Here is a 12,811-nt window from a genome sequence, read left to right as displayed (position 1 = left end):
CCCGCTCCCCCGCCATGTCTTCGCGCCGACCGTGATCATGATCTCCTCCGCCACCTGGTCCAAGCTGAGCGACGCCGACAAGGCGATCCTCAGATCCGGCGTCGCGAAGGCCATCGAAACCCAACGCGCCGCGGTCGACGAATATGAGCGCACCGGCCTCGCCAAGCTCAAGGAGGCCGGCATGCAGATCGACGAGAAGGTCGACGCGGCGGCCTTCGTCGAGAAGCTCGCGCCGGCCTACGCCGCCTTCGCCAAGCGCTTCGGGCAGGATCGCATCGACGCGATCCGGGCGATGAACTGAATGCGCGGGGCGGCGGCCTTCTCTGTCCGTCGCCAAGCGTGGCGACGCCATCCGCGCTCGCCCCGCGCGGATGGCGCCTGCCCCGTCATGATATGATTCCGTGGGCGAGATGACCTATCGGACGATTCTTCACGAGGCGCTCGGCCCCGTCGCCCGCCTGACCCTGAACCGGCCGGAGCGCGCCAACGCCATCAGCGCCGGGATGCTCGACGAGCTCGCTTCGGCGATGGATACGATCGAAGGCGACGACGCGGTTCGCGCGGTGGTGGTGAGGGGCGCCGGCGCAAGCTTCTCCTCGGGCTTCGACCTCAAGGACCAGATGGAGCGGCGGCCGGCGGGCGTCGCGGATTGGCGTCCGATCCTGCGCAAGGATTTCGACGTGCCGATGCGCTTCTGGCGCTGCCCGAAGCCGACCATCGCTGCGGTGCGCGGCGCCTGCATGGCGGGGGCATGCGAACTCGCGCTCGCCTGCGACATGACGATCGCCTCGGAGACCGCCTATTTCGGCGAGCCGGAGCTCAAATTCGGCGCGGGGATCGTGGTGATGCTGCTGCCCTGGATCGTCGGGCCGAAGCTCGCCAAGGAGATCATCCTCACCGGCGAGGATCGCATCACCGCCGAGCGCGCCCGCGCGATCGGCATGGTCAATCGCGTGGTTCCGGACGCGGAGCTCGACGAGGCCGCGCTCGCGCTGGCGCGACGGATCGCCGTGATCGACCCGATGGTGGTGCGCGAGACCAAGCGCGCCCTGAACCGCCAGCTCGAGGCGCGCGGCATGCTCGACGCGCTCGAGGCCGCGCTCGAGATCGATCTCGGCATCGAGGGCGAGGGTTCGGTCGACAAGCGCCGCTTCATGGAGATCGCGCGAGAGCGCGGCCTGAAGGCGGCGCTCGCCTGGCGAGACTCGCGCTTCGACGCGCCCGCCTCATGATCGGCGCGCTTGGGCGGCTGCTCGTCGAGCGGCTGGAGCGCAGCGCGGGGCTCGTCGACGACGGCGCAAGCCCGCCGGTCACGGCGTCGGCCCTGCCCGATGGGGCGGCGCGCATCGCGCAGGCTCTCCAGGCTGGCGGCTTGCAGGCAGACGAGCCGGTTTTCCTGGTGGTGGCCGGCCGGGCCGTCGACCTAGAGGGCCTGCTCGGCGTCTGGATGGCTGGCGGGGTCGCCGCGCCGATCCACGCTTCCGCTTCGCCCGCGACATGGAGCGCGGCGAGGCGCGTTCTCGGCGCGCGGGTCGTGATCGACCGAGCCGGCGTGTCGTTCGAGGGCCGCGCGGCTCCGGCCCCGCAACCGACGCTCGCCGGCGCGGCCCTCGTCGTCTTCACCTCCGGCACGACGGGCCTGCCGAAATGCGTGGTGATCCGGCATCAGGGCTTCGTCGGGAAGCTCGAGGCGCTCGATCCCGTGATCCGGTTCACGCCGGACGATCTCGTCGTGGTCCCGCTGCAGCTCACCTTCATCTTCGGACAATGGGTCGCGTTGCTCGCGCTGAGCGCCGGCTCGAGCGTCGCGCTCATGCCGCGCTTCTCGCCCGAGGCGTGCCATCGCTCATGGATCCGTGACGCGACTGCCCTCGGCGCGGTTCCCTCGATGCTCCGCGCCCTGGCGCAAGGGCCGCGGCCGTTCGACCGGCTCCGGACCATCATCAGCGGCGGCGAGTCTCTCGGAATGAAGCTCTCCGTGAGCACGGCAGCGCGCTGGCCGAACGCGTCGATCTTCGACATGTACGGTCTGACCGAGACGGGCGCCGCAGACTTCTGCTCCGTCTCGACCGTGGATCGCCCCGCCGGGGCCTGGATCGGTCGCCCGACCGGCGGCGTCTCGTACCGCCTCGTCGCACAGGACGGATCGGTCGTCGCCCGCGGAGCCGCAGGCGAACTTCAGATCCGGACCCGGCACGGCATGGCGGGCTATCTCGGCGATCCATGCCTGACGGCGAAGTCGTTCAGGGAGGGCTGGTTCAGGACCGGCGACCTGGCGGTGGAGGACGCCGATGGTCGGCTTCGGCTGGTCGGCCGGATCAAGGATCTGATCTCCCGCGCCGGCAACAAGATCTATCCCGCCGAGGTCGAGAACGCGCTTCAGCTTCATCCGGACGTCGCGGCGTGCCTGTGCGCCGGCGTGCCGGACGAGGCCGTCGGCGAACGCATCCACGCCGCCGTGGTCCTCAAGACCCGATCGGTCGAGACCGGCGCGAGCCTGCGAAGCTGGCTCGCAGGACGGCTGGAGCGCTACAAGATCCCGGACTTTATCTCAGTGATCGAAAGCATCCCTCTGGGACCTACTGGAAAAGCCAGCCGCGCCGCCTTGCGCGAGTTGGTCGAGAGCCGCCATCGTTGAGAACCTGGTTCCGAAAAAACAGCGTCGCGCCTGCCTTGGCTGCGGCCGAGGCGGACGCTTTTCTGGTTTAGCGCCCGCGGGGGCGCTGGGAAGCCATGGGCTTGCACTTGGCGGTTTGTCGGCGGTCGCATTGAACCACGGGCGAAGGCCACGGCCTGGCGGCTTAACCGCCTCAGCGATGTGTCCTTGAGTATCTTCTCCCAAGCGGCTAATGCGTCCAGAACTTGGTTCGACCTCTCTTGGGGGGCCGCGCCGCTTTCGATCCGGCTGCGCGGAGCGGGCTTCGCGCAGCCCGCGCGCGCTTCTCCCTCCGCGCGCCGGGATCCGTCGCCCGCCGGAGCGGCCGGCTCCCCGACCATATTCGAGGCGACATGACGATCCGTCTTCATCGCGGCGATCTTCCCGACGGCTACGATGCTGGCGCGTCGGTCGCGATCGACACCGAGACCCTCGGCCTCAACCCGAACCGCGACCGGCTCTGCCTCGTTCAATTGTCGACTGGGGACGGCTCGGCCGATCTCGTGCAGATCGCGCCGGGCCAGGGCCGCGCGCCCAATCTCGAACGCGTGCTCCGCGACCGTTCGGTGCTCAAGCTGTTCCATTTCGCCCGTTTTGACGTGGCCGCGCTCTACAAGGCGTTCGGCGTCATGACCGAGCCGGTCTACTGCACCAAGATCGCCTCGAAGCTCGTGCGGACCTACACCGACCGGCACGGCCTCAAGGACCTTGCGCGCGAGCTCCTCGGCGCCGAGATATCGAAGCAGCAGCAGTCCTCCGACTGGGGAGCCGAAAACCTGACCGACGCCCAGTTGGCCTATGCGGCGAGCGACGTCTTGTACCTGCACGCTCTTAAGGAGAAGCTCGACGTCCTTCTGGCCCGCGAGGGCCGGTCGGCCTTCGCGGACGCCTGCTTCGCCTTCGTGCCGGTCCGATCCGCGCTCGACCTTGCGGGATGGGCTGATCAGGACATCTTCGCACATGCCTGAGCGGGCGACGGGCGCCGCCGAGTTCACCGCCAGAGGGGCCATTCCAGGGAGGCGCCGATGAGACTTACGCTTGCCGCTTTCGCCGTCGTCGCCTTCGCCGTTCCGGCCGGGGCCCAGCAGGGCCAGCAGGGATCCGTGACGAGCGCGTTTTCGGGCTTCTCCGCCAAGTCCAACGAGCCCGTGAACGTCGAGGCCGACAATCTCGAGGTCCGCGACCAGGAACAGGCCGCGGTGTTTTCGGGCAATGTCGAGCTCAAGCAGGCGGGCTCGACGCTGAACGCCCGCAAGCTCACCATCTACTATTACAAGAAGGGCGAAGGACCGAAGCAGGCGTCCGCGGACAAGGGCGAAGGGCAGAAGCAGGCGTCGGCCGACAAGGTCGCGCGCCCCACGCAGGGCGAGACCAAGGGCGCCGAGGGCGCGCCCGAGGCCGGCCGCGACATCCGCCGCATGGAGGCGGAGGGCGACGTGGTCGTCACCCAGCGCAACCAGCGCGCCACCGGCGCGCGCGGCACCTTCGACGTCGAGGCCAACAAGGTCGAGCTTTCGGGCGGCGTGGTGGTCAATCAGGACGACAACGTCATCCGGGGCGAGCGGCTGCGCGTCGACCTCACCACCCAGACGTCCCGCATCGAGGGCGGCGGCGGACGGGTCCAGGGCGTTTTCAAACCGCGGCAGCAGCAGCGCTGATCGGGCCATCATGCTGACAAGAAGCGGCGAGCAGTCGCAGACGAGCGGGGAGACGCAGGCGCGCAGGGGCGGCGACGGCCGGCTGGCCGCGAGCCGTCGCCAGCGGCACGCCGAAATCGCGCTCGCCCGAGGCGAAGGCGACGGCGCGCTCGTGGCCCGCGGGCTCGCGAAGAGCTATGGCGCCCGGCAGGTCGTCAAGGACGTCAGTCTGTCGGTGAACCGCGGCGAGGCGGTCGGCCTGCTCGGTCCGAACGGCGCGGGCAAGACCACGGTGTTCTACATGATCACCGGCCTCGTCCCGGCGGACCAGGGGCGGATCGAGCTCTCCGGCCGGGACGTCACGCGCCTGCCGATGCACAAGCGCGCGCGGCTCGGCATCGGCTACCTGCCCCAGGAGGCCTCGATCTTCCGCGGCCTGTCGGTCGAGGACAACATCAAGGCGGTGCTCGAGGTGATCGAGCCCGACAAGGCCCGGCGGGCCCATGACCTCGAGGCGCTGCTGGAGGAGTTCGGCATCGAGCGGCTCAGGAAATCGCCCGCGGTTGCGCTGTCGGGCGGCGAGCGCCGGCGCGTCGAGATCGCCCGGGCGCTCGCCACGCGGCCGAGCTTTATGCTGCTCGACGAGCCGTTCGCCGGCATCGACCCGATCGCGGTCGGCGACATCCAGTCGCTGGTGCGCCACCTAACGGACCGCGGCATCGGCGTCCTGATCACCGATCACAACGTCCGCGAGACGCTCGGGCTGATCGATCGCGCCTACATCATCCACGCCGGCGGCGTGCTGATGGAGGGCGAGCCAGACGCGGTCGTGGCCCATCCGGACGTCCGGCGGCTTTACCTCGGCGAGGAATTCCGGCTTTAAGAGAGCCGTAGCCGGTTCTCATGCAAGAATCGGCCCACGCCGCCCGGAGGCTTTCGGCGGCGCCGGAGACCGCCGTCCGCATGGTCGCATCGCCATGGCCCTGACCCCGAAGCTCGCGCTGCGGCAGTCACAGTCGCTGGTGATGACCCCGCAGCTGATGCAGGCCATCAAGCTGCTGCAGCTCTCGAGCCTCGATCTTGTCGCCTATGTCGAGAAGGAGCTCGAGCAGAACCCTCTGCTGGAGCGGCAGGAGGCCCCGGCCCCCGAGCCTCGCGACGGTCCTGCGGAGCCCGAGGTCGCGGAGGGCGACTGGGGCGAACCCGCGCCGGGCTCACGCGCCGACGTCGAAGCCCGGCTCGACACCGATTACGGCAACGTCTTCCCCGACGACGCGCCGCAGAGCCCGGAGCGTGCCGCGCCGGCCGCCGCGGCCGAGCCGGGCGATTGGTCCGGGTTCGGCGTCGGCGGCGCGGCTTCGGGCGAGGGCGCCGACCTCGAAGCCTATGTGGCGGACCGCGCCACGCTCTCGGACCACCTCGAGCGGCAGCTCGCCGTCGCGGTCCCGAACGCGACCGACCGCCTCGTCGGCCAGCACCTCATCGACCTCATCGATCCGGCGGGCTATCTGCGCGAGCCCCTCGAAACCGTGGCCGACCGCCTCGGCGCGCCCATCGGCAGGGTCGAGCGCGTCCTCGCCGTGATCCAGACCTTCGAGCCGACCGGCGTCGGAGCGCGCTCGCTGAAGGAATGCCTCGCGCTGCAGCTGCGCGAGCTCGACCGCTACGACCCCGCGATGCAGGCGCTGCTCGACAATCTTGAGCTCGTCGCCCGCCGCGACCTTGCGGCGCTGCGAAGGCTCTGCGGCGTCGACGAGGAGGACCTCTCCGACATGCTGGCGGAGCTTCGGCGTCTCGACCCGAAGCCTGGCCACGCCTTCGGCTCCGAGATCGTCCAGCCGGTCGTGCCCGACGTCACGGTGCGGCCGGCGCCGGACGGCTCGTGGATCGTCGAGCTGGTCGCGGACGCGCTGCCGAGGGTGCTGGTCAACCAGTCCTATTACGCCAAGGTCGTGCGGACGACGAAGTCCGACACCGAGAAGACCTTCATGACCGAGTGCCTGCAAACCGCGAACTGGCTGACTCGAAGCCTCGAGCAGCGCGCCCGCACCATCCTCAAGGTCGCGACCGAGATCGTCCGCCAGCAGGACGGGTTCCTGACGCTGGGCGTCGCCCATCTGAGGCCGCTCAATCTGCGCATGATCGCTGACGCCATCGGCATGCACGAGTCGACCGTCTCGCGGGTGACCGCAAACAAATACCTCGCGACGCCCCGCGGCGTGTTCGAGCTGAAGTACTTCTTCACGGCCGCGATCGCTTCCGCGGATGGCGGCGACGCGCATTCGGCGGAGGCTGTGCGCCACCGCATCCGCGCCATGATCGAGGCCGAGAGCCCGGACGATGTGCTGTCCGACGACACGATCGTGAAACGGCTGCATGACGGCGGCGTCGAGATCGCGCGCCGCACCGTAGCGAAGTACCGTGAGAGCCTGCGCATACCGTCTTCGGTGCAGCGCCGTCGGGAAAAGCAGGGCGCCGCCAGGGCTTCGTGATCTTCCGCCCGCCCTTGATTTTAGAACGGTCGTCCTGTCCTCAGCCGCGTCAGCGACCGTCATTGACTTCGCGAACGGCCGCTTCTACCACTTCCCGACATCCACGGGGCGGGGCCGCCCGATCCGGCGCCCGTCCGGTCATTCGGCGGAGCGGACTTCATGGCCTTGCGTGTATCCGGGAAGAACCTCGACATCGGCGAGGCCCTTCGCGGACAGGTCCAGGACCGGATCGCCGAGGCGATGGCGAAATATTTCGGCGGGGGTTTTTCGGGTCACGTCACGGTCGCCAAGGACGGATCGGGATTCCGCACCGAATGCTCGATCCATCTCGACAGCGGCATCGTGCTGCAATCCGCTGGCGCGGCCGGCGACGCCTATGCGAGCTTCGACCAGGCGGCGGGCCGGATTGAAACGCGGCTGAAGCGTTACAAGAATCGATTGCGTGACCATCACGGCGAGGGCGACGGCGATCCGTTGGCCTACGCGGTGATCGAAACCCCGGCCGACGACGTCGAGGAGCCCGAGGGATGGAGTCCAGTGATCGTCGCGGAGTCGACCAAGCCGCTGCGTCGCATGACCGTGGGCTTCGCGGTGATGGAGCTCGATCTGACCGGCGCTCCGGTGATCGTGTTCCGGCATGCGAGCCACGGCCGGGTCAACATCGTGTACCGGCGTTCGGACGGGAATGTCGGCTGGATCGATCCGCCCGCCTCGGGCGGAGCAGACGGCCACTGACGCGAGCAGCAGCGGGACGGGAGCCGGCGTCGGCCGAGAGCCTCGCCGCTCATCGAAGGTTTAGCCTCTGATGCCTCTCAGCGATCTGGTGGCCGCCAACGCCATCCTGCCGGCGCTCAAGGTGAACTCCAAGAAGCAGGCGATCCAGGAGCTTGCGGCGCGCGCCGCGGAGCTGACCGGCCTGCCGGAGCGCGACGTGTTCGACACCCTCCTGCAGCGCGAGCGGCTGGGGTCCACCGGCGTCGGGGCGGGAATCGCGATCCCGCACGGAAAGCTTCCGAAGTTCGATCGGCTGTTCGGATTGTTCGCGAGGCTCGAACGTCCGATCGACTTCGACGCCCTCGACGGCGAGCCTGTGGACCTCGCCTTCCTGCTGCTCGCGCCCGAGTCGGCCGGCGCGGATCACCTGAAGGCGCTCGCGCGGGTGGCCCGGGTGCTGCGTGATCCGCTGACGGCGCAGAAGCTTCGAGCGTCGCGCGATTCGACGGCGATCTACGCCGTGCTGACACAGGTCGCCGCGCCGAACGCCGCGTGAGCCGCCGCGCCGGGCGCCCGTTGCCTGGGTGCCCGGAACCAGCTTAGTGCACGCTGACGGTGACGAGTTCGTGCTCGCGCGCGCTCGCGATCAGCGCTTCGCGCGTGTCCGCGACCACGATCGGCGAGCCGTCGGCGCCAAGGAGCGCGAACAGTTCGAGACCGGGCTCGAGCTCCGGAGCCTGCGGAAAAAGGGCGTTGAGCTCGTCCGACAGGATCGGCTTCACATAGGCGATGTGCCCGTCTCCGATCGCGGCGAACTCGGCCGCGCTCAGGGGGCTCCGGCCGGCGGCGCCTGACATGTTTTCGCGCACCATAACCTTACTCCTTCTCCGCAACGCTGCGGCTTTCGTCCCTCGCCTTTATGGCGATACGCCGAACCGACTGTTTCGGTTCCGGACGAACGAGGTCGACGACCAACAGGCCCGTCGCAAGATCCGCGCCGAGCACCTCCATGCCTTCCGCCAGGACGAAGGCCCGAGTGAATTGCCGCGCCGCGATTCCCCTATGGAGAAACACGCGGTCTTCGCGCTCGGCCGGCGGCTTGCCGCGGATCACAAGCTCGTTCTTCTCGAGCGTGACTTCGATCTGGTCGGCGGCGAAGCCGGCGACCGCCAGCGTGATCCGGAGGCGTTCGGGCTGGCCCTCGAGCGGCGGCATCCGCTCGATATTGTAAGGCGGATAGCCGTCCGCGCTCTTCGCCACACGGTCGAGCGCACGTTCCAGGCCGTCGAACCCGAGCAGGAACGGGCTTTGCAGACTCGTCAGACGCGACATCACCAAAGTCCTCGCAGAAGCGACTTTGACGGAGCCTCGTAAACAAAGCGCTCCGGCAAGGCTCTAGATGGTCGCGCCGAAGGCGCCGTTCAAGCGGCCCGCCGTCGTGCGCCATGGGCGTCGGCGGCTTGCAAAATCGCGTCCGTTTGACTAGAAGCCGACCGAGCCGGCGGGCCGGGACGAGCCCGGGCGTGCCCATCAGACTTTTGAACAGGACGGACGCGGCGGGCCCATCGGGGCGCGGCGTGACCGACAGACACCGATGAAGATCCGCAACTCCCTGAAGTCGCTGCGCAACCGCCACCGCGACAACCGCATCGTCCGTCGCAAGGGCCGCGTCTACATCATCAACAAGACGCAGAAGCGCTACAAGGCCCGCCAGGGCTGAGGCCTGGAGGCCGTTCGCCCGGCCGCCCGATCCCATTTGCGCCGCCGCCTTTGACGCCGACCGAACGGGCGCTAAGCTCCGTTCATGGTCCGCTTCATCATGGCCGCGGCGTTTTCGTTCGTGCTGGCCTCCGGCTCCGCTTCGATCGCGCAACAGGCGGCGCCGGACGATCCAGCGCCGGACGCTCCGCCGGGCGCTGGCGCGCCGCCGAAGGCCGAGGGCCCCGCGGGCGATAGAGCGAATCCCGTGGACGACCTGCTCGGCCGTCTGTCCAGGACGGAGGACGAGCGCGCGGCGAAACGCATCGCTTCCGCGGTCCAGGCGCTCTGGATGCGTTCGGGCAGCGATACCGTCGACCTGCTCACGGCCCGGTCCGGCGAGGCGCAGCGCGCCCAGAAGCTCGACATCGCCATCAAGCTGATGGACGAGGCGATCGGCCTCCGGCCGGACTTCACCGAGGGCTGGAACCGGCGCGCGACGCTGCATTTCCTCGCCAAGGACTATGATGAGGCGATGTCGGACCTGCACGAGGTGCTGATCCGGGAGCCGCGGCACTTCGGCGCCTGGGTCGGGCTCGGCCGCATCCTGGCTGACGCCGGCTTCGAGGCGCGGGCGCTCGCGGCCTATCGCAAGGCGCTCGAGATCTATCCCGCGATCGACGGGCTGAAGAAGCAGGTCGACGAGCTGAAGCTGAAGGTCGAAGGCCAGCCGATTTGATCCGACGTCTGGCCGGGCTCGCCGCGACCGTCGCGCTCGCGCTCGGGGCCGCTGCGGCCGCCGGCGCGGCTGCACGGCCGGCGCCTGGTCCGGACAGTGCGCAGGACCGCGATGTCGAGGTCAGGGGCCGCCGCCTGCATGTCGTGGTGCTGGAGCTTGTCGCTGACGGGGCGCCCGGCCGCCGTCAGATCGGCCGCAGCCCCAACTTCTGGATGATCTTCGACCAGCAATGATTGGCCAGACGAAAGGCGTCGCGGAACTCCCGCGACGAACCAACCTTCGGAAGCTCGTCGTCTTCGAGATGGAAGACGAAGATCGAGAAATGCCATCGGCCGCCCGGCGGCTCGCGGTCGACCTCGAACCGGAAGACTCCGACCACGACGTCCCCCGACTTGAGGGCGTAGGCGTCGGTTTCGTCAGGTGACGGAACCAGTTGAAGCATGGAGGTCAGCACCGCGCGCAGGGCGACGTCAGGCTCTCATATGGTGGTCGACCGATCAATCGTTTCGACGACCGTTGCGCACGCAATGTGAAGACGACGGCCGCGACGGCGGCGGCGTCCCGCCCGGAAGAAGCGCCGGGTCCAAGAATGTGCGGAACATCGCGCACGCCATTCGGGTTTCTGGGATGAGTTCGAAGGAGAGGCGCGATGCTCGACGATCCCCAGACCAAGCACCCCGAACCGCCCCAGCCCAAGCAGAAGCAGCCCATGCCCGGCGGCGAGTCCGCGATGCGGCCGCAGGCCGACCATGGCGAGAAGAGCTACAGGGGCTCGGGCAAGCTCGCCGGCATGGCGGCGATCATCACGGGCGCGGATTCCGGCATCGGCCGGGCGGTCGCGATCGCCTATGCGCGGGAAGGCGCCGACGTGCTGATCTCCTATTTCAGCGAGCATGACGACGCCAGGGAAACGGCGCGGCTGGTCGAGGAGGCGGGCCGCAAGGCGGTCCTGGTCTCGGGCGACATCAAGCAGGAACCACACTGCAAGGAGATCGTCGCCAAGGCCGTGGAGGCCTTCGGGCATGTCGACATTCTGGTCAACAACGCCGCCCACCAGGCGAGCTTCGACAGGCTCGAGGACATCTCGGCCGAGGAGTGGGACGTCACCTTCCGCACCAATCTGTACAGCCAGTTCTATCTGTCGAAGGCGGCGGTCAGCGTCATGAAGCCGGGCTCGACCATCATCAACACGAGCTCGATCAACGCCAAGAACCCGAGCCCGCATCTGCTGGCCTACGCCGCCACCAAGGGCGCGATCGCGAATTTCACGGCAGGGCTCGCGGGCCTCGTCGCGGAACGCGGCATCCGAGTGAACGCCGTGGCCCCGGGGCCGATTTGGACGCCGCTGATCCCCTCGACTATGCCCGAGGAAGCAGTGGAGAGCTTCGGCAGGAACACGCCGCTCGGGCGGGCGGGTCAGCCCGCGGAGCTCGCGGCGGCATACGTGATGCTGGCGTCCCCCGAGGCGAGCTACATCACCGGCGCGGTGATCCCGGTCACGGGCGGGCGGCCGATGCTGTGACCGGGGTAAGCCGGGCGGCGTGGCGGCTCACCGCATCACCGGATCGAAGTGCGTGGCGGGCTCCAGCAGCGTGAGGTCGATCGCGACAGCCGCAGCCGCGGCCACGACAAGCGCGACGCTGGCCGCCGCGATGGGATGCGCCTTGATCAGACCGATCAAGAGGGAGATCCGCTATGGCCGGCAAAGCCAAACACCAGAAGTCGGGCGAGAAGTGGTCGCAGGACGTCACCGATAACAGCGACGCGCTGGACCTCGAGGAGGGCGTCTTCACGAAGTCGGACCCGAAGGAGATCGCGAAATCGCTGAAGCGTTCCGCCGAGGCGAGCGACCGGCGCAAGTCCGACCCCTACCGCTCGGCGATCTCGATGCTGACCTTTCACATCAACCGGGCGGGCAAAGGCCTCGACGCCGGGCAGAAGAAGACCCTCGAAGCCGCGAAGGACGAGCTGCGAAAGCTGTTCGGCCGAGAGCCGAAGGACTGAGGGACCGTCTAAGGACGTTCTGCGGAAGCACGCGGCACGGCGGTCCGAAGGTGTCATCCTAAAGGATCAGTCTTACGAGTGCCCGACCTCGGTCGAGAGCTTGCCGAGGTCGATGCCGATCTTGGCGAGCGCGCGCTCGTATTTCGCGTCGGTGTCCTCGCCGAACACCAGCGTTCGGTCGGCCGGCACGTTCAGCCAGCCATTGGCCTGGATTTCGGTCTCGAGTTGCCCCGGCGCCCAGCCGGCGTAGCCGAGCGCGAGCAGGGCGCTTTCCGGTCCGCCGCCTTTGGCGATCGCCTTCAGGATGTCGAGGGTCGCGGTGAGGCAGATGCCGTCGTCGATCGGCAGCGTCGAATCCTCGATCATGAAGTCGGCCGAATGCAGCACGAAGCCGCGGCCGGATTCGACCGGCCCGCCGCGCAGCACCTGGATCGCGCCGGCGCGGTCGGGCAGGCGGATCTCCTCGCCCGCCGCGATCACGTCAAGCTGCACCAGAAGGTCAGGGAAGCTGATATGCGGCGCGGGCTTGTTGACCACGATGCCCATCGCCCCTTCGGAGGAATGCGCGCAGACATAGATGACCGTCCGGGCGAAACGATCGTCCTCCATCGTCGGCATGGCGACCAGCACCTGCCCGTCGAGAAAGCTCGATCGCTCCTGACGGCCGGCCAGTCTCTTGCTTTGAAGCACCTGCGGCATGATCGGAAGTCTAGGGTCCGCTTCAGGCTTTTGGAAGGCGTTTGACGCGCGATCGTTTCGCGCGACCCGCGACACTGTGTTCGGTCGAGCCCTCCCGCTCACGGCGGTTTGCATTGGCGCGGAGGCCCGCCTCGCCACATCTTCGTCGCCATGTCCGCCGCCCGACCGATCG

Annotated in this window: 18 protein-coding genes and 1 pseudogene; 14 read left to right on the top strand and 5 right to left on the bottom strand. The window is 68.6% G+C overall.

Annotated features, from left to right (window positions below; all coding sequences use genetic code 11):
- The 9 genes and pseudogenes from EK403_RS01955 to ptsN all read left to right on the top strand — a co-directional run.
- Positions 1 to 301: pseudogene (locus EK403_RS01955) on the top strand (C4-dicarboxylate ABC transporter substrate-binding protein); the annotation flags it as partial.
- A 109-nt stretch (positions 302 to 410) separates the two neighbouring features.
- A complete protein-coding gene (locus EK403_RS01950) occupies positions 411 to 1,232 on the top strand; it encodes an enoyl-CoA hydratase/isomerase family protein (protein ID WP_128775893.1) in 822 nt (273 codons plus the stop codon).
- Entirely contained in the window at positions 1,229 to 2,638 is a 1,410-nt protein-coding gene (locus EK403_RS01945) for a class I adenylate-forming enzyme family protein (RefSeq protein WP_128775803.1), read from the top strand. Before EK403_RS01950 ends, EK403_RS01945 begins: the two co-directional genes overlap by 4 nt.
- A 371-nt stretch (positions 2,639 to 3,009) precedes the next feature.
- Positions 3,010 to 3,624: a ribonuclease D gene (locus tag EK403_RS01940; RefSeq protein ID WP_128775802.1), complete on the top strand. Its 615-nt coding sequence runs from the start codon at positions 3,010 to 3,012 to the stop codon at positions 3,622 to 3,624.
- 57 nt (positions 3,625 to 3,681) lie between these two features.
- The gene (locus tag EK403_RS01935; protein WP_128775801.1) at positions 3,682 to 4,314 is read left to right on the top strand and encodes an LptA/OstA family protein; all 633 of its coding nucleotides are present in this window, start codon (positions 3,682 to 3,684) and stop codon (positions 4,312 to 4,314) included.
- Between the two features lie 10 nt (positions 4,315 to 4,324).
- Positions 4,325 to 5,176 (top strand): LPS export ABC transporter ATP-binding protein, encoded by an 852-nt coding sequence (lptB, locus tag EK403_RS01930; protein WP_245479456.1) that lies wholly within the window; start codon positions 4,325 to 4,327, stop codon positions 5,174 to 5,176.
- A 94-nt stretch (positions 5,177 to 5,270) separates the two neighbouring features.
- On the top strand, positions 5,271 to 6,785 hold the full coding sequence (gene rpoN, locus EK403_RS01925) for an RNA polymerase factor sigma-54 (RefSeq protein ID WP_128775800.1): 1,515 nt from the start codon (positions 5,271 to 5,273) through the stop codon (positions 6,783 to 6,785).
- A 159-nt stretch (positions 6,786 to 6,944) separates the two neighbouring features.
- Positions 6,945 to 7,520: a ribosome hibernation-promoting factor, HPF/YfiA family gene (gene hpf / locus EK403_RS01920; RefSeq protein WP_128775799.1), complete on the top strand. Its 576-nt coding sequence runs from the start codon at positions 6,945 to 6,947 to the stop codon at positions 7,518 to 7,520.
- 70 nt (positions 7,521 to 7,590) lie between these two features.
- On the top strand, positions 7,591 to 8,055 hold the full coding sequence (gene ptsN / locus EK403_RS01915; protein ID WP_128775798.1) for a PTS IIA-like nitrogen regulatory protein PtsN: 465 nt from the start codon (positions 7,591 to 7,593) through the stop codon (positions 8,053 to 8,055).
- A 43-nt stretch (positions 8,056 to 8,098) separates the two neighbouring features.
- Here the strand turns inward: ptsN and EK403_RS01910 are convergent, their stop codons facing one another.
- Both EK403_RS01910 and EK403_RS01905 read right to left on the bottom strand, forming a co-directional pair.
- Positions 8,099 to 8,371, bottom strand: coding sequence for a BQ00720 family protein (locus EK403_RS01910; RefSeq protein ID WP_245479455.1), 273 nt, complete (start codon positions 8,369 to 8,371; stop codon positions 8,099 to 8,101).
- A gap of 4 nt (positions 8,372 to 8,375) precedes the next feature.
- Complete coding sequence (locus tag EK403_RS01905; RefSeq protein WP_128775797.1) at positions 8,376 to 8,831, bottom strand: Hsp20 family protein; 456 nt, start codon at positions 8,829 to 8,831, stop codon at positions 8,376 to 8,378.
- Positions 8,832 to 9,093: 262 nt separating this feature from the next.
- Between EK403_RS01905 and ykgO the strand changes: the two genes are divergently transcribed.
- The 3 genes from ykgO (at position 9,094) to EK403_RS01890 (ending at position 10,169) form a co-directional block, all read left to right on the top strand.
- Positions 9,094 to 9,219: a type B 50S ribosomal protein L36 gene (gene ykgO / locus EK403_RS01900; protein WP_020186918.1), complete on the top strand. Its 126-nt coding sequence runs from the start codon at positions 9,094 to 9,096 to the stop codon at positions 9,217 to 9,219.
- A gap of 84 nt (positions 9,220 to 9,303) precedes the next feature.
- Positions 9,304 to 9,936, top strand: coding sequence for a tetratricopeptide repeat protein (locus EK403_RS01895; RefSeq protein ID WP_128775796.1), 633 nt, complete (start codon positions 9,304 to 9,306; stop codon positions 9,934 to 9,936).
- Complete coding sequence (locus tag EK403_RS01890) at positions 9,933 to 10,169, top strand: hypothetical protein (protein WP_128775795.1); 237 nt, start codon at positions 9,933 to 9,935, stop codon at positions 10,167 to 10,169. Before EK403_RS01895 ends, EK403_RS01890 begins: the two co-directional genes overlap by 4 nt.
- Here the strand turns inward: EK403_RS01890 and EK403_RS01885 are convergent.
- Entirely contained in the window at positions 10,121 to 10,378 is a 258-nt protein-coding gene (locus EK403_RS01885; RefSeq protein WP_128775794.1) for a hypothetical protein, read from the bottom strand. The two genes, EK403_RS01890 and EK403_RS01885, sit on opposite strands and share 49 nt — an antisense overlap.
- Positions 10,379 to 10,585: 207 nt before the next feature.
- On the opposite strand from EK403_RS01885, the gene EK403_RS01880 reads away from it, so the two are divergent.
- Entirely contained in the window at positions 10,586 to 11,458 is an 873-nt protein-coding gene (locus tag EK403_RS01880; protein ID WP_128775793.1) for a glucose 1-dehydrogenase, read from the top strand.
- A 27-nt stretch (positions 11,459 to 11,485) separates the two neighbouring features.
- Here the strand turns inward: EK403_RS01880 and EK403_RS23565 are convergent, their stop codons facing one another.
- Positions 11,486 to 11,617: a hypothetical protein gene (locus EK403_RS23565; RefSeq protein ID WP_280986354.1), complete on the bottom strand. Its 132-nt coding sequence runs from the start codon at positions 11,615 to 11,617 to the stop codon at positions 11,486 to 11,488.
- Positions 11,618 to 11,631: 14 nt separating this feature from the next.
- On the opposite strand from EK403_RS23565, the gene EK403_RS01875 reads away from it, so the two are divergent.
- Complete coding sequence (locus tag EK403_RS01875; RefSeq protein ID WP_128775792.1) at positions 11,632 to 11,940, top strand: DUF3175 domain-containing protein; 309 nt, start codon at positions 11,632 to 11,634, stop codon at positions 11,938 to 11,940.
- A 72-nt stretch (positions 11,941 to 12,012) separates the two neighbouring features.
- On the opposite strand, the gene EK403_RS01870 is transcribed toward EK403_RS01875, so the two are convergent.
- Positions 12,013 to 12,639 carry a YqgE/AlgH family protein gene (locus EK403_RS01870; protein WP_128775791.1) on the bottom strand — a complete coding sequence of 209 codons (627 nt, stop codon included), beginning with the start codon at positions 12,637 to 12,639 and terminating at the stop codon, positions 12,013 to 12,015.
- Positions 12,640 to 12,811: the final 172 nt, after the last annotated feature.

Origin of the sequence: Hansschlegelia zhihuaiae (assembly GCF_004103825.1) — a bacterium.
In the GTDB taxonomy this organism is placed as follows: domain Bacteria; phylum Pseudomonadota; class Alphaproteobacteria; order Rhizobiales; family Methylopilaceae; genus Methylopila; species Methylopila zhihuaiae.
This window is presented reverse-complemented; position numbering and strand designations above follow the sequence as displayed.